Source organism: Ketobacter sp., assembly GCF_003671495.1.
GTDB lineage: Bacteria > Pseudomonadota > Gammaproteobacteria > Pseudomonadales > Ketobacteraceae > Ketobacter.
In genome coordinates, this window is sequence record NZ_RCHN01000011.1 from 26,739 (window position 1) to 47,792 (window position 21,054).

The 21,054-nt window shown below is 58.4% G+C and carries 16 protein-coding genes; 12 read left to right on the forward strand and 4 right to left on the reverse strand.

Going from position 1 to position 21,054, the window contains the following annotated elements; translation table 11 throughout:
• The first annotated feature begins 25 nt into the window (after positions 1 to 25).
• On the forward strand, positions 26 to 2,512 hold the full coding sequence (locus D9N14_RS04580; RefSeq protein WP_290577408.1) for a serine/threonine protein kinase: 2,487 nt from the start codon (positions 26 to 28) through the stop codon (positions 2,510 to 2,512).
• A 3-nt stretch (positions 2,513 to 2,515) separates the two neighbouring features.
• Here D9N14_RS04580 and D9N14_RS04585 read toward each other — a convergent pair whose 3' ends face one another.
• The 3 genes from D9N14_RS04585 to D9N14_RS04595 are packed head-to-tail and all read right to left on the reverse strand — an operon-like array spanning position 2,516 to position 6,672.
• Positions 2,516 to 4,591: a TRAP transporter large permease subunit gene (locus tag D9N14_RS04585; protein ID WP_290577410.1), complete on the reverse strand. Its 2,076-nt coding sequence runs from the start codon at positions 4,589 to 4,591 to the stop codon at positions 2,516 to 2,518.
• 18 nt (positions 4,592 to 4,609) lie between these two features.
• On the reverse strand, positions 4,610 to 5,638 hold the full coding sequence (locus tag D9N14_RS04590) for a putative solute-binding protein (RefSeq protein ID WP_290577412.1): 1,029 nt from the start codon (positions 5,636 to 5,638) through the stop codon (positions 4,610 to 4,612).
• A gap of 29 nt (positions 5,639 to 5,667) precedes the next feature.
• Positions 5,668 to 6,672, reverse strand: a complete 1,005-nt coding sequence (locus D9N14_RS04595) for a hypothetical protein (protein ID WP_290577414.1) — start codon at positions 6,670 to 6,672, stop codon at positions 5,668 to 5,670.
• A 174-nt stretch (positions 6,673 to 6,846) separates the two neighbouring features.
• On the opposite strand from D9N14_RS04595, the gene D9N14_RS04600 reads away from it, so the two are divergent.
• The 10 genes from D9N14_RS04600 to D9N14_RS04645 all read left to right on the forward strand — a co-directional run bounded on the left by D9N14_RS04600 (position 6,847) and on the right by D9N14_RS04645 (position 18,757).
• Entirely contained in the window at positions 6,847 to 8,007 is a 1,161-nt protein-coding gene (locus D9N14_RS04600) for an acyl-CoA dehydrogenase family protein (protein WP_290577416.1), read from the forward strand.
• Between the two features lie 29 nt (positions 8,008 to 8,036).
• Complete coding sequence (locus tag D9N14_RS04605; protein WP_290577418.1) at positions 8,037 to 9,143, forward strand: CaiB/BaiF CoA transferase family protein; 1,107 nt, start codon at positions 8,037 to 8,039, stop codon at positions 9,141 to 9,143.
• 89 nt (positions 9,144 to 9,232) lie between these two features.
• Positions 9,233 to 10,768, forward strand: a complete 1,536-nt coding sequence (locus D9N14_RS04610; protein WP_290577420.1) for a class I adenylate-forming enzyme family protein — start codon at positions 9,233 to 9,235, stop codon at positions 10,766 to 10,768.
• 12 nt (positions 10,769 to 10,780) lie between these two features.
• Entirely contained in the window at positions 10,781 to 12,379 is a 1,599-nt protein-coding gene (locus D9N14_RS04615; RefSeq protein ID WP_290577422.1) for an acyl-CoA carboxylase subunit beta, read from the forward strand.
• 167 nt (positions 12,380 to 12,546) lie between these two features.
• Entirely contained in the window at positions 12,547 to 13,335 is a 789-nt protein-coding gene (locus tag D9N14_RS04620) for a crotonase/enoyl-CoA hydratase family protein (protein WP_290577424.1), read from the forward strand.
• Entirely contained in the window at positions 13,332 to 15,392 is a 2,061-nt protein-coding gene (locus D9N14_RS04625) for an acetyl/propionyl/methylcrotonyl-CoA carboxylase subunit alpha (protein ID WP_290577427.1), read from the forward strand. Before D9N14_RS04620 ends, D9N14_RS04625 begins: the two co-directional genes overlap by 4 nt.
• Before the next feature lie 3 nt (positions 15,393 to 15,395).
• Positions 15,396 to 16,541 (forward strand): acyl-CoA dehydrogenase family protein, encoded by a 1,146-nt coding sequence (locus D9N14_RS04630; RefSeq protein WP_290577429.1) that lies wholly within the window; start codon positions 15,396 to 15,398, stop codon positions 16,539 to 16,541.
• Positions 16,538 to 17,596, forward strand: coding sequence for an MBL fold metallo-hydrolase (locus D9N14_RS04635; RefSeq protein WP_290577430.1), 1,059 nt, complete (start codon positions 16,538 to 16,540; stop codon positions 17,594 to 17,596). The genes D9N14_RS04630 and D9N14_RS04635 overlap by 4 nt, the downstream gene beginning before the upstream one ends.
• Before the next feature lie 27 nt (positions 17,597 to 17,623).
• Positions 17,624 to 18,328 carry a nitroreductase gene (locus tag D9N14_RS04640; RefSeq protein WP_290577432.1) on the forward strand — a complete coding sequence of 235 codons (705 nt, stop codon included), beginning with the start codon at positions 17,624 to 17,626 and terminating at the stop codon, positions 18,326 to 18,328.
• Positions 18,329 to 18,442: 114 nt separating this feature from the next.
• Positions 18,443 to 18,757 carry a hypothetical protein gene (locus D9N14_RS04645; RefSeq protein ID WP_290577434.1) on the forward strand — a complete coding sequence of 105 codons (315 nt, stop codon included), beginning with the start codon at positions 18,443 to 18,445 and terminating at the stop codon, positions 18,755 to 18,757.
• A gap of 114 nt (positions 18,758 to 18,871) precedes the next feature.
• Here the strand turns inward: D9N14_RS04645 and D9N14_RS04650 are convergent, their stop codons facing one another.
• Positions 18,872 to 19,630 carry a hypothetical protein gene (locus tag D9N14_RS04650; RefSeq protein ID WP_290577436.1) on the reverse strand — a complete coding sequence of 253 codons (759 nt, stop codon included), beginning with the start codon at positions 19,628 to 19,630 and terminating at the stop codon, positions 18,872 to 18,874.
• 442 nt (positions 19,631 to 20,072) lie between these two features.
• Between D9N14_RS04650 and D9N14_RS04655 the strand changes: the two genes are divergently transcribed.
• Entirely contained in the window at positions 20,073 to 21,047 is a 975-nt protein-coding gene (locus D9N14_RS04655; protein ID WP_290577438.1) for an MBL fold metallo-hydrolase, read from the forward strand.
• Positions 21,048 to 21,054 lie beyond the last annotated feature (7 nt).

Genomic DNA, 21,054 nt, shown 5'->3' on the forward strand with positions numbered 1-21,054 from the left:
CAACTGACATGAACTTGAAAATCACATGAACAAGGAACGTGTTACGGATATCAGTAAAACCATGGCGCAGACGATTCCAGGTTTTGAATTAATCAAAGAAATCGGCAGTGGCAGCGTCACCAAAGTCTACCTGGCGCTGCAACGCGAGATCGCCCGGGAAGCGGCGGTGAAAGTGCTGCTGCCGCAGTACGGCCGCGATGCCCGTTTCAGCGAAGATATCCTGCGGGAAGCCCGGGGGGCGGCGCGCCTTAACCATCGCAGCATTGCCCCCATCTATACCGCGGGATACTCCGATGGCGATGCTGATGCCAGTTTCTACATCACCATGGAATACCTGCCGGGCGGGAATCTGCGCAGCCGGATCGGTCAGGGCTTGGCACTGCAGCAGGCCACCCGGATTCTGGTGGAGTTGGCGTTGGCGCTGGACTACGCCCATTCCAAAGCCGTTATCCACGGCTGTGTGAAGCCGGAGAACATCCTGTTCCGGGAAGACGGCAGTGTGGTGCTCAGCGATTTCGGCATGGCCAGGGTGATCAACGAATCTTTCAGTGAAAGCGCCTCGTCGGGTGTGTTGGATTATTACGCACCTTACTTGAGTCTGGAACAGGCGTTGGCGCGGGCGCCGGATGCGCGTTCAGACCTCTACAGTCTGGGGCTGGTATTCTACGAGATGTTGACCGGGGAGCCTCTGCGCCCGGCCAACTCCACAGTGTTTTCCGTCATCAAGAGTGCCTATGGAGCGTTGCCGGCGGCGACATTGCCGGAGCGTTTTGCCCACCTGCAGCCCCTGTTCGAAAAAATGGTGGCCAGAAATCCCGATGACCGTTTCCAAAGCGGACAGGCGCTGGCGGATGCGGTGCAGCAGGCGACAGTAGCAAAAGTAGCAAAAGTAGCAAAAGTAGCAAAACCCGCCACTGCAGAGCCCTCTACTGCAGGATCCTCTACTGCAGAGCCCGGGGTCGCAGTGGTGGCGCCCCCCGTCACCGCGGAAGTGCCCGTTGCCCAGGCTGAGGTGAGTGCCAAGCCAGTCAGCCCGGCGCAGTCCGATCCGGTTTCAGAGCAGGGCAGCGGCACTGACGAAGATACCGTCGTGATGCCTGCCCGTGTTCCCCAAGCCGAGGGCATGGCGGCTCCGCAGCAGGGCGGCGGTCGTATTCAGGCGGCGGTCATGCGCAAACAGGCCGCGCACAGCAAACCAGCGCTCGGTAAGGCTGAGAGTGGGGAGGCCGGCGCAACCACAACCCAACCCCAGGCCAAAAAGACCGGGAGCAAGCCGGCACCAGGCGCCGCCGGTCAGGGCGGCAGCATTCGGGTGCCGCTGGGTAAGGTGTCCCCCCGCAGCCTGACCCTGCCTGCCGCTCATCCGCCTGGCCATCAATCCAGTAACTCACCCAGCAACTCATACCCTTACCCGGACGCCGCCCGGGATGATCAGTTGACGATGAAAGCCAAGATCGTTCTGGCTGGCTGTGCGGCATCGGTGGTGCTGTTGTTGTTTTTCCTGGGTATGGATGGCAGTGGCCGGGTGCCACAACCGCTGGCGAATGCAGCCTCTCCATCGCATACGGCGCAAGCCAATTTAAGCCAGCCTAACCCGCCGCCGCAGACGCCACTGCAGCAGCACGCCGCCCTGAGCAGTGTGGAACCCGTAACCGACCCGGTGCCGGCGCCGATGACAGAGGTTGTGGCTGCGGCCGATGTTGCAGCCGACCTGACGCAGGCTGGGCATGAAGCCGTACTGACTGCTCCGACAGAGGCTCCGCAACGGATCGAGACCACGCTCCCAGAACAGGCACAGCCCACCGACGCTGATACGATGGCGCTTGCTCCGGTGTTGGAAGCCGAAACAGCAGAGCCATCGCCCGCCGCGGAAATAGAAGCCCTGTTGGCTGACGCCAATCACGCCATGTACAGCAACCACCTGATGCAGCCCATGGAAAACAGCGCGTATCAGTTGTACATGAAAGTCCTCGAGCGGGACCCGGACCACGCCGCCGCCAAAGCCGGGTTGGGCCGCATCGTGGACCGTTACCTGGCCATTGCCAGCCAGCATCTGAACGAAGGCGAACTGGATCAGGCGGAGACCTATGCTGCCCGTGCGCAATTGGTGGCAGCCCGGGATAAGGTCGACTATGAATATGAGCTCAAGGTGGAAGACAAGCTGGTGGTGATTCGCCGCTTGAAAAACCTGGAGCTGACCGAGCGATTGGAACGCTGGCTGGCCCGCTTGAAGCGCAAGGAAAAATTATCCATGGTGGACATGGATAACGCCTACGCCGCCTACATGGCCGTGTTGGAGCTGAATTTGGCGGATGAGCAGGTGAAAGCCGCACAGGATCTCTATGCCAATGCGTACTATGAAATGGGCAGTCATTATCTGGATGACGAGAATCTGGAAACCGCCCGTGAGCTGATTGCCAGGGGATTGCAGATCAATCCCCAGGATGAGGACCTGCGGGCCCTGGAAGCCCGCTGGGTGCGCTGGCACGATGCCCAGCCCTATCAACAATAAACCCTATTGATAACCGACCAACAGCGGGCCGAATCCCACCAGCAGCAACGTGGTGGACATCACCAGCAGCGGCAGCAGTAACCGCTCGTGCCGATAGTAAAAGCTGTCGCCTTCCGCTGCGGCCAGGGTGGCTTCCTCTTCACCGACCACCTGCCGGGTAAAGATGTGGCTTAAGGCCACCGGCGGGCTCAGGTATCCCAGTTCCAGTGCCACCAGGCACGTCATCCAGAAGTGCACAGGATCAATACCCTGCTGATAGGCAATGGGGGCAATGGCCACCGACACCAGACCCACCGCCGCCATGGATTCCATAAACATACCGATCAGAACGAACATTGCCATCAGCGCCGCCATGACCCAGAACGGATTGCTGACATCCAGCAGGAAGCTGGCAGACACCGTTTTGCCACCCAGGCTGGTGATGATCATAAAGGTGGACATCATCATCAGCAGTCCGCCGATATGAATGGAGGCATCGGTCATGGAATAGGTGAGTGAGCCCCCTAATGTGTCCTGCCGCTCGGGCTCATGGTAGAGCGCCGGCGCTCGGCTGACTTTGCGTTCGAATACAATCCACCAGAAGATGATCACCGGCAGGATAATGGGGGCGGAAAACTGATCCAGCCTGGCGTCGAGAATCCACAGATAGGCGCCGGTGACCAGGGCGAACACCAGCAGATAGGGCAGCAGGGGTTTGGCGTTGCCGGTCATTTGCGGCAGGGCATCCCGTGCTGTGGCGATCTGCAGGGGATCGCGGCGGGTGATCATGGCATACACGAAAAATACAAACGCCGTCAGCAGAAACACCCGGATGCCCCAGTAGAACAAATCGTCGGTGACCACTTCTTTATTCAGAATGGAAATGATCACCACGATCAGACAGGGCTTCAATACAATGCCGGAGCTGCCGCTCATGGCGGTGGCGGCCAGGGCCAGTTGCCGGCGGGTGCCCACCTTGCGCAACTCCCGATACACCACCGCCCCCATGGCCAGGATAATGATGGAGGAGGCGCCAGTGTAAGCCGTGGGCATGGCCATCACCACAATGGCGACAAACGCCAGCAGTTCCGGCGGCAGTTTCCAGGGTGTGAACAGGCTGAACACCCGTTCCCCCAGTTGGGTTTGCTTCAGCAGCATGCCGCACCAGAGATAGAGGGCCACATCAATGTAGGTGCCGGAGTGGTCGAAGAAAGCGCTGAAATACAGGGATAAACCGGCCGTATGCTGTTGGTGTACCAGCACTATAACGGCGAACAGCAGCATGACGATGGTGTACAGCGGTACCGACAGCAGGGCGTGGGTCAGGGAGCCCTGTTGCGGCAGGTGCTTGGGCAGGGTCAACAATTGATACAGTGACAACAGGGCCAGGGCGGTGGAGCCGATCACCAGGCCGTTGATGATTTCCGGATTGGTGGCGGCGATGTCGGATGACAGGGCATTGTGACGGAAGAACCAGGCCGAGATCGCCAGGGCGCTGTTGGCGGTCAATTGCAGGGTGGTGGAGAGTTTGTGATCCAGCGCCGACAGCATGGGGCGGAAACTGATGTGATGGCGTTTGCCGGTGGCCACCCCGGCGGAGATAAACAGCAGCGCCATCAGCAGCAACGTCTGGTGTTCGGTGGAAAAAATACTGGCTTGGGAAAACACATGCTCCACCGAGCGGTACAGCTCCAAGGCTGGGGTCAGTTGCGCCAGGTAGCGGGCGGCCTGTTCATGGGCCAGCGCACATTGCTGTTGTTGTTTGACCAGTGAGGTACGGGCGGCATCGCGATCAAAGCCATCATCAAGCGCGTCATCAAATAAGTCGAAATCGTCGGCACCGGCTTCGGCTTCCAGTTGCTGCAGGCGTTGCTCAATGTCCATGTGCGGATTGCAGGTCGGGGTGCTCACCTCGGACCGCAGCACAAAGTAATCCTCCCACAGATAGGCACCCAGCTGGGTCATTTGCCCGTGCACGCTTTCACCGGTGCGGGCAAAGATGACAAAAATCAGCAACAGCAGAATCGCCACCACCGGCAGTCGTTCCAGCAGGCTGTCTTTGACGGGGTGGGCGGTGGATTGCAGCGACAACTCTTTCACATGGTTACCCTGTTGAGGTTATTCGGCATTGGGGTCGGTGCACTCGGCCCGGGTAGGATCTTTTTTGCAGCGCACCTTGCGCAACAGGGTCAGCATGCGGGCATCGTAGAGATTGTCATCCCGGAACGACAATCGCAGCTTGCGGGTTTGCTCGTTGTATTCTGCGCGCTTGTCCTCGGCCAGTGGAATCCACAGGTCTTTGGGAATGTTATCCTCGGCGGCGCGGATCAGCTCCAGGCTCTGGTTGAAATTACGGATAAAATATTCCCGCGAGTGCTGGGCAAAGCCCTCCGGTAATCGTGACCAGCGGGCAATGTACTGGGAATTGCCCTGCAGGATGGGTTCGTTGAGAATGCCGCCGTTGGGCTCCAGCCCTTTGTGCAGTTCCATCATTTCATAAAGGATGGCCGGGCCACCGGTGATGTCGATGGCTTTGTTGTTGAACTTCTGGAACAGGTTGGTGAGGGTGGAGGACACCGGCGTCATGCCCAGATCCACCACCAGTTGCCGCATCTCGGGCATGCTGTCCATGACCCCCATGCGCTTGCCGGATAAATCGGACAGGCTGCGCACCCGGTTGTCGTTACTGAAAATGTAGACTGCGCCGGCCGGTTGTACGCCGATGACTTCGAACTCACCATTGCGCATGTATTTGGCTGCAGAGGGCTTGGCCAGGGTTTGCAGAACCGTGTGCAAGTGGTCGTACGTGGGCATGGAGGCCGGGGCGTCCAGGGTGCCAGTGAACTTATTGAATTTGCGTGCCTGCAGGCTGGACATGTTGGCCAGGTCGCAGACGCCGGATTTCAACTCCTCGGCTACGATGTTCTCGTTGCTGTAGGGTTTCAGCTCTACTTTTACGCCCCAGTTGAGCGCAGCGGTCTGGTAATCCAGCAGCATTTGGTGTTCCGGCCCGCCTTCCCCCATCATCATAAAACCGCACATGGTAAGGGGAACCGGTTCGGCGGCCTGCAGCAGACTGTGCATCAGCAGCAGGCCGCCGCTGGCCATTCCCCGCAACAGGCTTTGCTTGCTTGGTTTGAATGTCATGCTGATGTCCTCGCGAGGTTGGGCGGATTTTAAAGCAGATCGTCGATGTCCATGGCGTCACTGGGGATGGCCGGGTCATCCCAGAACGTACCCAGCTTGCCGAACGGCGTGCGTTGTCCGGTGTGGGCGGTCCACAGTTTGTCGGAGATCAGGCGGATGCCGCGGGTGGTCATTTCATCCAGCAGTTTCAGGTCCGGGTTGGCCGGTGTTTCCTGTTTGACGGCAACGTGCTTGCGTACCACCGCTTTGATGTTGGCTTCGTCCCCCTGGCTGGCATAGAGGGTGGCTTCCAGCAGGTGCACCATCCGTACCCCTTGCTGTTCACCGCTGGCCGCTGCCTGTTGCAGGCGCGCCAGGCCGGCTTGCTCGGCCGCCGTGTTATTGTCCAGCCTGGCTTTGGTGATGTCGGTCACCGCCAATACCCCATTGGGGATGCCCCAGAATGCATCGCTGTTCACGCACTGTAATCCCGCCAGGGCTTTCGGCATGGTGTCCAGGGATACGCCGGCAGCACCGCCGGTGTTCAGGTCAGATTGAAATGCCTGCAGCCCGCCGAACATCCCGAACAGATAACTCATTTCTTCGTGCCGGTCGTCGAACTGCGGGCAGCCGTCAGTGGGGTCGCCGAAGTAACGCACCACCGCCTGGTAGCCCATGTACTGGCGGCGGGCGGCCAGCGTGGTCCAGCGTTTTTGCAGGGTGCGGGCATCCTGGGCGGTGGCCACGTCGTTCTTGCGCATGGCGCGCAGAAAACGCAGTTCCTCCTCTTTGGCTTTCTCGTCCGCGCACATGCCGGACGCCAGGGTCAACATGGGAATCATGGGGTCCACATTAGGCCCCAGCGGAAATGTCATGGCGCCCATGCCTTCCCCCATGGCGCACATGACGTCGGTATCGTCGGATGCCATAAACCAGGGGCTGATGTACTCATTGCCGAAAGAGACCATGCCCGAGGCGGCCATGTCCCGGACCGAACAACCGGATAGCAATACCGTTATCGACGTTATCAGGTGCAGGAACCACCGTGAATGCATGTCAGCCTCTGTTGTTGTAATTGGTTATGAATTGTTATGGTTTTTTGGGGCTAAAAGCTGGATTCAAAAGGTATTGCAGGTGCTTTGGAATGTCCTAGTCCACTTGGACGATGGGTGCCCAGGGGGTTGTCCGCATAATGATTTCAACGCCGAACCAATAACGGAATCCTCACGATGTTTGAATTGACGGAAGACCAGAAGAACTTGCAACACACCGTCCGGGAGTGGGCCCAATCCGAGCTGGCCCCCATCGCCTATGAACTGGACCAGAAAGCCCAGTTTCCCACCGACCTCTACCTGAAAATGAATCAGGATATCGGCGTCTGCGCCATTCCGTTCAAAGAAGAACACGGGGGTTTGGGGCTGGGCATTCTGGAGATGTCCCTGGCCATTGAAGAGCTGGCGCGGGCGGATCAGACCTTTGCCCTGTCGGTGATGGTGGCGGTGGCCACCGGCCTGACCCTGCAGACGTTCGGCAGTGACATGCAGAAGCAGGAATTCCTGCCCGGTATCGTCGCCGGAACAGCGGTGGGTTCCATTGCCGGTACCGAGCCCCAGGCCGGGTCCTGGACTGCCGGATTCACCACCCGTGCCGACAAGAAAGGCGACAAGTGGTCCATCAGTGGCGAGAAAGCCTTTATCACCAACTCCGGCACGGACATTACCGCCTATAACCTGGTGGGGGCCGTGACCAGCCCGAAAGACGCAGAGCGAACCAAAATGAGTTTGTTCCTGGTGCCCGCAGGAACCCCCGGTGTCACCATCGGCAAGTCCTATGACAAGCTGGGCTGGCGTTCCTCCGACACGCACCCTATCTATCTGGACGGCGCGGAAGTGGGCGACGAAATGATGGTGGGCAACGAAGGGGATGGCCGTTACATCGTCCACAAAACCTATCAATCCGCCCGCTGCTTCCTGTCCGCCTGTGCCTTGGGCTTGTCCCAGGCCTGCCTGGATCATTCCATTGCCTACGCCAAAGAGCGCCAGGCTTTCGGCCGCAGCCTGGGTGGTTTGCAACTGGTGCAGAAGATGATTGCCGACATGGCGGTGAAAGTGGAAACCTCGCGCATGCTGGCACGCTCCGCGGCCATGAAAGCCGATGCCGGCACCGCCAGTATTTATGAATTGGCCATGGCCAAGTACTACTGCTGCGAATCCTCATCGGAGGTGGCCGATCTGGCCGTACAGGTGCACGGTGGTTATGGCTTTATGAATGATTGTCCGGTGTCCCGCTATCTGCGCGATACCCGCATTACCCGCATTGGCGACGGCTCCAGCCAGATCCAGACCATGATCATTGCCAAGGAACTGGGACTGGATGTGACCTTCACCTGAGGTCGCAATCAAGCCCACGCGGAGCATCCATGAGTCGCATCAATCAATTCCTGCAGGGCATCAAGGTGGTGGATTTGAGCCGCCACCTGCCCGGCCCGCTGGCCACGTTGATGATGGTGGACCTGGGGGCGGACGTGATCAAGGTGGAACCCCCAGATGGGGAGGAGCTGCGTTTCATCGGGCCGCCGGGTGAGCACGGGCATTCCGCTTATTTTGATGCGGTGAATGGCGGCAAAGTGGGGTTGCAGTTAAACCTCAAATCCGCAGCAGGCCAGGCCAGGCTCGCGGAGTTGTTGCAGGATGCGGATGTGCTGTTCGAATCCTTCCGCCCCGGAGTGCTGGATAAGCTGGATCTGTCGGTGGCGGATTTGCGGAAACGGTATCCGCAACTGGTGATCTGTTCCCTCAATGGCTACGGCACGCAATCGCCGCTGCAGCAAGCCGTGGGTCACGACATCAACTACTTGGCCATGAATGGCGTGCTGGAAGGGACTGGCACCGCAGACCAACCGATAGCACCCTGGCCGCCGTTGGCGGATTGCTCGGCATCCCTGTTCGGGTTGAGCAGTGTCCTGGCCGCCTTATTGGAACGGCAACGCAGTGGACAAGGCTGTCACATCGAAGTGGCGTTGGCGGATGCGGTGATGCCGTTGATGGCGTTTTCACTGGTGGACGCACAGCAGAACGGTTCCGGAATGCCCCGCGCCCAAGCGTTGTTGAACGGCGGGGCAGCCCGCTACCGCACCTATCAGACGAAAGACCGGCAACGGGTGGCGCTGGGGGCGGTGGAAGCGAAATTCTGGCAGGCGTTCTGTGAGGCGGCAGGCCGACCGGAATGGTTGGCGCGCATGCACGACCCGTTACCACAAACCGCATTGCAGTCAGAACTGGAGCGCTATTTTGCCGAGCTCACGGTGACGGAATGCGAGGCGCGTTTTGATCCTGTGGCGTGTTGCTTCAATGTGGTTCGGGATATGGCCACAGCCCTACACAGCGATCATATGGAGGCCCGGCGGTTGGTGGCTGAGCGTGATGGTGTGATGCAGGCCCTGTATCCGGCCTATGTGGACGGCATGCCGCCCGCACCCCGCCGGGGGTTTCGCGATCAGGCAGCGCACGGGGTGGACGCACAGTAATAACCAGACAGTAATAACCAGATCGCCATTGCAGTGGGTATGGCACGCAGATTAACCGGGACAGACATAATTACAACGAGGAATATACGATGAATATTCGAGACATGATGCGTCGTTCAGCCCAGTTCCATGCGGATAAACCCGCCATCATTGCCGGCACATCACGATTGACGTTCGCCCAGGCCTGGCAGCGGGGGTGTCGCATGGCGAACCTGTTGTTGTCCATGGGCCTGAAACCCGGCGATGCGGTGGCGTCGCTGGAGGACAATACTCTGGAGGCGGTGGACTTCTTCCTGGGGGCGGCCATTGCCAACATCACGCGGGTGCCGCTCTATGCCCGTAACGCCCGCAGCAGCCACCAGTACATGATGGAACACACTCATTGTCGAGCGGTGGTGGTGGCCGAACATTACGCAGATCAGTTGGAAGGCATGAACCACGAGCTGGCAGAACTGGAGCACATCATCGTGCGGCAGAAAAGCGGTTACGAGGACTGGTTGGCCAGCTTTCCGGATACGGACCCCGATGTGGCGGTGGAGCCGGAACAGAACTACGTGATTCGCCATACCGGCGGCACCACCGGCAAACCCAAAGGGGTGGCCTTTACCCACCGCTCCTGGCTCGAGATCGGTCGCAACTGGTTTTTCACCCTGCCTCCGGTTTCCCCCGGGGATGTGTGCATGCACATCGCACCCATCTCCCACGCCTCCGGTTATATGTTTGTGCCAATCTGGTTGATGGGGGGTGTCAACCTGGTGGTGGAAAAATACCAGGCCGATGCGGTGGTGGATCTGATGGAACACGAAAAAGTGGCGTACATGTTTGTGGCACCCACCATGGTGAACGACATCATGCACGTCAAAGGCGTGGAGACGCGGGATTACTCCAGCCTGAAGGTATTGATGATCGGTGCGGCGCCCATTACCGAAGCCTCGGTGCGCAAAGCCCATGGCATCTGGGGCGATGCGCTGTGTCAGCTGTACGGTCAGTCGGAAGGCGTGCCGGTCACCATGACCATGGCATCAGAGTGGGTGACGGAGGTGGCCGGTTCCAATCCACTGCGGTCCTTGGGCAAAGTGCATCCGTTCTGTGAAGTGGAAATTCGCGATCCGGAAACCCAGCAGGCGCTGCCTTATGGTGAGGAGGGCGAGATCTGTTTCCGTAACGACGGTCAGATGAGTGGTTATTGGGAAAACCCGGAAGCTTCTGCCAAGACCGTGGTGCGAGGCTTTATTCACACCGGAGACGTAGGTTACCTGGATCACAATGGTTACCTGTATATGTTCGACCGCAAAGACGACATGATTCTTTCCGGTGGTTTCAACATCTGGCCGACGGAGCTGGAAAATGTGTTGGCCACCCATGAACAGGTGATTGAGGTGGTGGCCTTTGGTGTGCCCCATGAACGCTTCGGTGAATCCCCTTATGCCATCGTCATGGTGGATGACCCGGCACAGGTGACCGAGCAGGAACTCATTGAAATGTGTGCCAAGGAATTGGGGTCATACAAAAAGCCCATCAAGGTGGAAATCCAGACCACACCCTTACCCCGCACCCCGGTGGGCAAGATGAGCCGCAAACTGATTCGTGCGCCGTACTGGGAAGGCACAGGCCGAACTAAGTAGTTGGAAATCTGAATGAGCAGAATAGCGAGCAACGTCAACAAGAATGCCGACGCCTACCGTGATAACTACGCGTATCACACTGAGTTGTCATTGCAACTCCGCAGTCGCATGGAAGAGGCCATCAACGGTGGCCGGGATCACCTGATCGAACGGCATCGCCGGCGGGGAAAGCTGCTGCCACGGGAACGTATTGACCTGTTGGTGGACCCGTGTACGCCGTTTTTGGAGTTCTCCACCCTGGCAGCTTATGAGCAGTACGGTGGGCGGGTGCACAGTGCCGGTGTGGTGACCGGCATCGGTGTGATTCATGGAGCCCATTGCGTCATCGTGGCCAATGATTCCACGGTGAAAGGCGGCGCCTATTATCCGGAGACCGTAAAAAAGCACATCCGCGCCCAGGAAATTGCCGATAAGCACAACCTGCCCTGCATCTATCTGGTGGATTGCGGTGGTGCCTACCTGCATGAATGGGACCGGGTGTTTCCGGACCGGGATCACTTCGGCAATATTTTCTTCCGCCAATGCAATATGTCGGCCCGGGGTCTGCCGCAACTGGCGGCGGTATTCGGTGTCTCCACCGCCGGTGCGGCTTATATTCCGGCGCTATCTGATGAAGTGGTGATGGTGCGCGGCAATGCCACCATCCACCTGGGCGGCCCCTCCATCGTTAAAGTCGCCATCAATGAAGACATCAGTCCGGAGGAGCTGGGCGGTGCCGAGATGCACACCACCGTATCCGGAGTGTCGGACTATATTGCCGAAACCGAGCAGGAAGCCTTGGCCCGCATGCGGGACATTGTGGCGGGACTGAATCGCAAGCCGGCCTGCCAGCAACGGCGCAAAGACAGCAAGCCGCCGGTCTACGACATCGATGAGTTGAAAGGCATCGTGAGCCGGGATTTTGCCCAGCCCTACGACATTCGGGAGGTGATTGCCCGGTTGGTGGATGCCAGTGAATTCCAGGAATTCAAACCCCAGTGGGGCACCAGCCTGATTTGTGGCACCGCCCACATTGACGGCTATCCGGTGGGCATTCTCGGTAATAACGGACCGCTGTTTGCTGATGCGTCGGTGAAGGGCGCGCATTTTATTTCCCTCTGTGAGCAACGCAACATCCCCCTGCTGTTCCTGCAAAACGTGCCGGGCTTCATGGTGGGCAAAGCGGCGGAGCAGGGGGGGATTTCCAAGCACAGTGCCAAGCTGGTGTATGCCATGTCCTGTGCCAGGGTGCCGCGTTTCACCATTGTGGTGGGCGGCTCCTACGGTGCGGGAAACTACGGCATGTGCGGGCGGGGCTTTCGACCGAACCTGATGTTTGCCTGGCCCAATTCGGTGGTGGCCACCATGAGCCCCGACATTGGCACCAACGTGGTGATGGAGTTGGCCAGGTCCAGCATCAGCAATAAGGCGACACCGGAATCCCTAGAAAAACTGGATCGGGAAACCCGCGCCATGTACGCCGAAAAAAGTAATGCCTACTACGCCACCTCGCGGATCTGGGATGACGGCATCATTGAGCCGGAACAAACCCGGGATGTGTTGGCGCTGTGCCTGTCGGTAGCCTCCACGCTGCCTGCAGATGACGAGCGCAGTTACGTGTACCGGATGTAGAAGGATGGCACAGAGGGGATGCAGGAAGGTGGAAGTGCGGTTTGGGAGCGTCAGCGGCCATGGACGGCCGCTGTCGAGCGCACAGGGATGTGCTTGCAGCGATTCCCAAACCGCACTTCCACCTTCCTGCGTCACCGTACCCGATTCTGAAAGCGAGTGAACTAAAGATGAATTACAACACCATTCAAGTGACCATCGATGCCCGCGGCGTGGCGACGCTGTTGTTGAACCGGCCTGAGCGCCACAATGCCATGAACGATGAACTGATTCGGGAAGTAACCGAAGCCGCCGTCGCATTGGATAACAACCCCCAGGTACGGGCCGTGGTGTTGACCGGCCAGGGCGCATCCTTCTGCGCCGGCGGCGACCTGAAATGGATGCAGGGCATCTTTGACGCCAGCCGTGCCGAGCGGGTGGCAGACAGCGCCCGACTGGCGCGCATGTTGCGCACCCTGAACGAACTGTCCAAGCCCCTGATTGGCCGCATCAACGGCCAGGCCTATGGGGGCGGTACCGGCATGATGTCGGTGTGCGATATCACCATCGCCGTGGAGTCTGCCAACTTTGCCCTCACCGAGGTGCGTCTGGGGTTGACCCCCGCCAACATCTCCACCTTTGTGGTGGCCAAAATGGGCCGCTCCAATGCCCGTCGCACATTCCTTAATGCCCGCCCGCTCACCGCTGCCAAAGCCAAGGAATTAAATTTGGTGGATGAAGTGGTGCCGGACGATCAACTGGATGCCGCGGTGGAAGAAGAGCTCAACTATGTATTGCAGTGCGGGCCCGGTGCCATTGCCGCCACCAAAAAACTGATTTTTTATGTGGACAGCCACGATACTGACACCAACCTGATTTACACCGCGAACCTGTTGGCGGACACCTGGGAATCGGAAGAAGGGCAGGAAGGCATCCATTGCTTTTTTAATAAGGAAACCCCCCGTTGGAGACAGAAATGAGTGCCATAAAACGATTGCTGGTGGCCAACCGGGGTGAAATTGCCTGTCGGGTGATCCGGGCGTGCAAGCGCCTGGGTATTGAATCGGTGGCGGTGTTCTCCGATGCGGACCGTCACAGCCAGCACGTGCAGCAGGCGGACATGGCCGTGCACATCGGCGGCTCGGCGGCCAATGAAAGTTACCTGAATGCAGAGGCCATCATTGCGGCCGCCCGCAAAATCAGTGCCGATGCCATCCACCCCGGTTATGGCTTCCTGTCGGAAAGTACCGCGCTGATTTCCCTCTGCGCGCAGCAGGACATTATTTTTGTCGGCCCCAGTGTGGAAAGCATTGCGGCCATGGGGTCCAAGATCGAGGCCAAAGCCATCGCCCAATCCCTGGATATTCCCACGGTGCCCGGTTATAACGGTGAGGCTCAGGATCTGGAAACCCTGCTCGATCAAGGCCACAGCATCGGCTTTCCTCTGTTGATCAAAGCCAGTGCCGGCGGTGGCGGTAAAGGCATGCGCATCGTGCATGCGGCCGGCGAGTTTGAAGGCGCGCTGAAACAGGCGCGCCAGGAAGCCCTGAGCGCGTTTGGCGATGATCGGGTGTTGCTGGAGAAATACATCGTTCGTCCCCGTCACATTGAAGTGCAGTTGCTGGGTGACCATCACGGCCATGTGCTGCATTTGCTGGATCGGGAATGTTCCATCCAGCGCAATTATCAGAAGGTGATTGAGGAAGCGCCGGTCAGCCACCTGGATGAATCAGTGCGCCAGGAACTGTTCGATTGTGCCGTGCGCCTGGGCCAGCACCTGAATTATCAGGGCGCCGGTACGGTGGAATTTATTCTGGATGCCGACAGCCGCGCTGCCTATTTTCTGGAGATGAATACCCGTCTGCAGGTGGAGCATCCCACCACGGAGATGGTCACCGGACTGGATCTGGTGGAATGGCAGATCCGCGTTGCCCGGGGTGAGCCCCTGGCGTTCACCCAGGACGCTATCCATGCCAATGGCCATGCCATTGAAGCCCGGGTCAATGCAGAAGATCCCGCCAATGATTACCTGCCGGAGATCGGCACCATCACGCTGTATCGCGAACCGGTGGCGGAAGGGCTGCGCATCGACAGCGGTGTGGCCCAGGGCTCCGAGATCACCCCATTTTACGATTCCATGGTGGCCAAGATCATCGCCCACGGTGGCAGCCGGGGGCTGGCAGCCCAACGCCTGCTGCAGGGCCTGAACCACTTTGCCATCGGCGGCGTGAAAACCAATCAGGAATTCCTCACCAGCATCATTACCCGGCCGGCGTTTCACCAGGAACTCAGTACTCAATACCTGGCGCAACAATTTCCCAACGGTTGGCAGCCCTGGGGTGAATCCATGCACGCGGCGATTGCCGCAGCCGCCTGTGCCCTGCAGCAGGAAACCTTGCACAGCGCTGACCCGTTGAGCGGATCACCCTGGCAGTCCATGGGGGCGTGGCGTCTCACACAGTTGAGTGGCACTCCGGCCACCAGTCGGTTGTGGCTGCAAAGTGCGGCCGGGTTACAGGAGATTCGGATTCAGGGACGGCAGGGCCATTATCAGGTGAGTCTGCAGGAAGGCCAGGATGAGCAGGTGGAATGGGTGAGTTTTCCCGTTCTGCTGTATCCACCGCAATTGAATTCGCCGCAGCAAAGCTCCGGTCAATGGCGGGTGGAGCTGGAGGGCACCCATCGCAACCTGGATATTGTGATTCGTGATCGGCATGTCTCGCTCAGCTCGCCACGTTTGCGCCGCAGCTATCAGTTTGTCGGCCTGGAGGAGAGCCAGTTGGGGGCGGTCGCCGGCAGCAAGAATGCCGGCAACGAAGTGCGCGCCGCCATGCCCGGCCTGGTCACCGACGTGTTGGTGCAGGCCGGTGATGTGGTCAGCGCCGGTGCGACCGCGGCGGTGATGGAAGCCATGAAACTGATCCATAATTTGCCCTGCCCGGTGAGCGGTGTGGTGAAGGAGGTGAGAGTGGCTGCCGGTGACAAAGTGGAAGATGGCGCCCTGCTGATTACCATCGAACCTGCAACTGAGGACTGATCCGTGCTGCCCACACCGTATTTTCTGGAAGAACACCACATGCTGCGGGAGCAGGTACGGCGGTTTGTGGAAAAAGAAATCCTGCCCAATGGCGATGCCTGGGAGCAGGTCGGCTGTGTGCCCCGCGCACTGCTGTTGAAAATGGGGGAACTGGGATTCCTTGGACTGACCCATGACACCGACTACGGTGGCAGTGGCATGGATGTGCGGGCGGCCACCGTGTTGGCGGAAGAGCTGGGCCGTTGTACCTTTGCCGGCGTCACCATCACCGCGCTGGTACACACTAATATGGCCTCACCGCATTTGGCATTGGCGGGTTCCCCTGCGCAAAAGCAGAAATATCTGCCGGACATCATCCAGGGTAAAAAAATCACCGCAGTCTGTGTGACCGAACCTGCCGCCGGGTCCGATGTGGCAGGCATCAAAACCCGGGCCGTGCGCGACGGGGATAACTGGATCATCAACGGTAGCAAGATATTCATCACCAATGGCGTGCAGGGCGATATTTATTTTGTGGCGGTGAAAACCGATCCCAACGCAAAGGGTTCCCGTGGTATTTCCATGTTTATTGTGGAAAAGGGCACGCCGGGGTTCAGCATCGGTCGCAGCCTGAAAAAACACGGTTGGCGCAGTTCCGACACCGCAGAATTGTTCTTCGAGGACGTGCGGGTGCCGGCAGAAAATCTGTTGGGGGAAGAAAACAAAGGCTTTTATGCCGTGATGAAAAATTTCCAGCATGAACGCATTATGCTGGCGGCCATGGGGGTGGGAGAAGCTCAGAAAGCGCTGGACCTCACCATTGAAAACGTAAAGCAGCGCCAGGCTTTCGGTGGCGCCCTGTTCGACAAAGATGTTGTGCGCCTGAAACTGGCACAGGCCCAAACCAAGGTGGATGCGGCCCGCAATTTCCTGTACTACGTGGCCTGGCTGGATGCCCAGGGTCACGACTGCATCAAGGAAGTGTCCGGCCTCAAAGCCTGGGCCTGCGAAGTCACCAACGAGGTCATGTACGACTGTGTGCAACTGCACGGCGGCATGGGCTTTATGGCGGAAAGTGTGATTGAGCGCATGTACCGCGATGCCCGGGTGTTGACCATCGGTGGTGGCGCCACGGAGGTGATGTACGGCGAAGTGGCGAAACGTCTATGAGCCACTCACCCATAAGCCACTCGCATACCGCCAAACGCTACCCGCTGCAAACGGCGCCCGGCCAGGGGGAAGCCATTGCCATCAATGACTATGTAAGATGGCTGCGTTCCCCCTTGCCAATGTCCCTCAATCACATCAACTGCTATCTGTTGCGGGACACGGGTGGCTGGTGTGTTGTGGATACCGGCATGAATGGCGACGCTGCCCGTCAGCAATGGTTGGATGTCATCGAATCCCAGCTGGATGGCGAACCCATCACCCGGGTCATCGTCACCCATCATCACCCGGATCATGTGGGGCTGGCGGGATGGCTCTGCGACAGCCACCGGGTGCCACTGTTTACAACGGAAGCAGAATATCTCTACACCTGTGCGCTCAACGGCGCCTCCGGTGATGCCAGCCGTCAGGGCCCCTATTGGGAAGTTACCCGCTATTTCAACCAGACCGGCATATCCGACACCGATCGCAATGCGCTGCTTGACAACAAAGACTACAACCACCTGGTGTCCTCTGTTCCCACTGCGTACCACCGGGTGCAGGATGGGCAGCGTTTGCAGATTGGCAGCCAGCAGTGGGAGGCCATCACCACCCGGGGTCATGCTCCGGAGCACCTGTGCCTGTACAGTCGGGAGTTGGACATCCTTATTTCCGGTGACCAGGTACTGCCCGAGATCACCTCCAACGTCAGCGTGTCCCCCACAGCGCCTGCCGACAATCCGCTGCAGGACTGGCTGCAGGCCCACGCCACCATGGCCCGACGGGTGCCGGATTCGGTGCTGGTGCTGCCGGCCCATCAACTGCCGTTCACGGGACTGCACGGCCGCTTGCAGGAGGTGGTGGCGCATCACCGGGAACGGCTGGAAGCCTTGCTGGCGTTGATGGACCGCCCCAAGTCAGCCCAGGCGCTGACCACAGAATTGTTCGATAAGTCTTTGGAACCCTTCCAGAATTTTCTGGCGGTGGGGGAGGTGGTGGCGCATCTTCATTACCTGCTGGCGGAGGGGCGCACAAAACGGGAACTGATCGGTCAGGTATATTATTATGGTCGTTCCTGAGTGCGATTTTCTGTAGGGGGAACAACGATGAATCTGGAACAAGCCACCTTGGCGGAATGCTTTGATGCGGTGGTCAACCAACGCCGCTCGGTGCGCGGCTTTTTGAATACGCCGGTGCCACGGACTTTGATCGAGCATGTGTTTACGCTGGCCAGCCGTGCGCCGTCCAATTGCAACACCCAGCCCTGGACCACCCATGTGGTCAGCGGCGGCAAGCTGGAACAACTGCGGGACATCCTGCCCCTGAATACCCAGCGCGGCCGCATGACCCTGGATTTTCCCTATGAACCCAAATATCACGGGGTGTATCAGGAACGGCAGTTTGATGCGGCCAATCAGATGTATGGGGCGGTGGGCCTGGAGCGCAAGGACAAGGCAGAACGACTGGAAGTGTTTATGCGCAACTATCGCTTCTTTGGTGCACCCCATGTGGCGTTCCTGTTTCTGCCGGAACATTTCGGTCTGCGGGAAGCCGCCGATGTGGGTATGTATGCTCAAACCCTGATGCTGGCCCTGACCGCCCACGGCCTGGGCAGTTGCCCGCAAACGTCACTGGGCTTTCATGCCGACGCCGTGCGGGAGGTGCTGGAGGTGGATGCCAGTCACAAGTTGCTGTTCGGTATTTCCTTTGGCTATGAGGACACCAGCGACCCCATCAACAATGCCCGCATCGGACGGGCCGGGCTGGCGGAAACCACGGTGTTCCACGATCTCGAGCCGACACCGGAATAGAACACCGGATGAGAACCGCAGCACAAGATTCCAAGCAAAAGCAGAAGCATAAGAAGTACAAACAGAAGCAGCCTTAAAAACAACAAAGCAGTACAGCACACAAGGAGAGCAGCCATGTCCAAACAAATCGATTGCACCTGGGATTTTGTGGTGAAAGCCCCCGGCGGGAAAGAGGAAAAAAGCATCGTCAGCCTGAAGTCGGAAGGGGAAACCCTCACCGGCACCATGAACAGCGAGGAGTATGGTGTTCAGGAAATAGAAGACGGCAAGTTCGATGGTGAGACACTCACCTGGAAAAGCAAAACCACCAAGCCCATGAAGCTGACCCTCAAATACACCGCCACCGTGGACGACGACAACAACATGAGCGGCTTTATCAAGGTGGCCATGGCCAAATTGAAATTTACCGGTACGCCGGTGCAGGCCTGATCAGCCGTCAGTTCACAGCGCAAAAAAAAGGAGGAATGCCTTGAGCTTCCTCCTCTGGTCTGGACATCAGCGCTGGTTGCGCTTGAGGTTACTCCTCAAACCGGATGCTTAAATCTAAACAGTGCGGCGCTCCCGGTATACCAGCAGCAAACCACCCAATAAGGCCAGGGCGATCATTGTACCATTGCCGTTTATCTCGGGCACTTTGACAGCGGAGTTGCGTACCAGCGCGACCCCGGTTGCGTAGGTGAAGAATTCACTATCGGCCAGGCCATCCGGGGCGTAGTCCGCGCTATAGCGATCACGGGTTGTTTCCACGGTGGAATAGGAGTTGTCCGAATAGTAGGTGTAGTAGACGTTGGCAATATTGTATTGGTTGTCACCGTCAGCATCGCCGCCGAAAAGTGCTGCAGCATGGGCTTCACAACCGTAGTACTCGTACGGGTCGCAGGCAAAGTCCGTCAGCCCGAAGTCACTTTCAAATCGACCGTAACCAGGGTGGGTGGCCGGATCCCAGGACTGGTAGGTTTCGTTTTCATTGGCGTCAAACACCTTGCTGGGATCTGAGGAGGGCGCACCGTAAACAAACGTCTCGTCCGTCAGGGGGAAATAGCTGTTCAGCAGATCAGCCATCTCTTCGTTGGTGGCCAGGCGCCAGCCTTCACTTTCAAAGGTGGTGAGGGCTTCATTGATGGACATGCTCAGGGTCTGATCCCAACGTAGCCATTCCAGATCCCCGAACGACACGGTGACCGAATCGAAGGTGCCATCATACCAGCGCGGATACTCGGTCAGAGCCTGGGATAAAGAGGAAAATGTCAAAGTCAGGGCCAATACGGCTAATTTGGAATGAATTTTATACGCCAGTTTCATGAATACCTCGGTCCAGTGAGGATAGTAATTTGCAAGGTAACTTTATTAAGCAAACCATATACCAAATGGGAATACTGTTATGTCTAAGTGGCTGCTAACCATGGAGTCTTTATATCATAAGGTCGGTTTATGGTTTTATTAAATTATTCACTTTTGGATTGAGTCGACATTTACAAAGCATGTAAATATTTTCGACACTGATTGGTTCTAGATGGTTGATAAATATGCAAAAAACCCGATCATTCCAGTACAGTAAAGCCGCAGTGGTTAGCGTAAGGTAGCATTACTGTTTATTGACCAGACACCGGCGTGTAATCTAAACCGATCCCTGTGCTCGAACCGGTTTGCTCGAGCCTGAGTCCCCTGTTGGCGTTCTCCGTTGGATGACGAGCGCTCTGCAGGGCCAAGACATCCGCTCGTCCTCTTGAAAAACAGGATACTCATGACATCAGCAAACGCTCCCGCAACGTTGGACTACGACGATCTCGGCTTCGGCATAACCCGTATCGACAGCGGTATGATCCGGCCAGGGCTGGCGGCCCTCTACCTGCTGCAGAGTGGGGGTGAATGCGCCCTGGTGGAAACCGGCACCCATCACAGCATTCCCGCCATTCAGGCGTTGTTGCAACAACGGGGCATTGCACCGCCGCAATTGAAGTACATCATCCCCACCCATGTACATCTCGATCACGCCGGCGGTGTCGGTGGCCTGATGCAGTGTTTTCCCGACGCCACCCTGCTGGTCCATCCCAAGGGGGCCCGTCATCTGGTCGATCCCGCAAAGCTTAAAGCCGGCGCCATTGCCGTATACGGTGCGGATCAATTCGCCCGGGTGTATGGGGATGTAATCCCGGTCGACGCTGACCGGGTGCAGGCGATGGAGGATGGGGCGCAGGTGAATCTGGGTGACAGGGTGCTGACCTTCCATGATACCCCCGGTCATGCCCGCCACCATTTCTGTGTCCAGGATGCCTTATCCAATGGGCTGTTCACCGGTGATACCTTCGGTCTGGCCTACCCCGAGCTGGCCACAGCGGCCGGCCCTTTCATTATTCCCACCACCACGCCGGTGCAGTTTGATCCGCAGGCATTGCAGCAGTCCATCAAACGGTTGCTGGCGCTGCAACCGGAACGCATGTTCCTGACCCACTATGGGGTGGTGGAGCATCCGGCACCGCTGGGATCGGCACTGATCGAGCAGATCGGGGCGTATCTTGAGATAGCGGCGCGGGCGCGGAGGGAGCCAACGGAACAGTGGGAACCCTTCTTGCGGCAACAGCTGACGGACTACACCTTTGCCCGCGCCGGCCACCATGGCTGCACCCTGGATACTGATGCTCTGCAGCGGGTATTAGGCATGGATATGGAGCTGAACGCCCAGGGCCTGGCGGTGTGGATGCGATCACAGACCGGTTGAAGTCAGC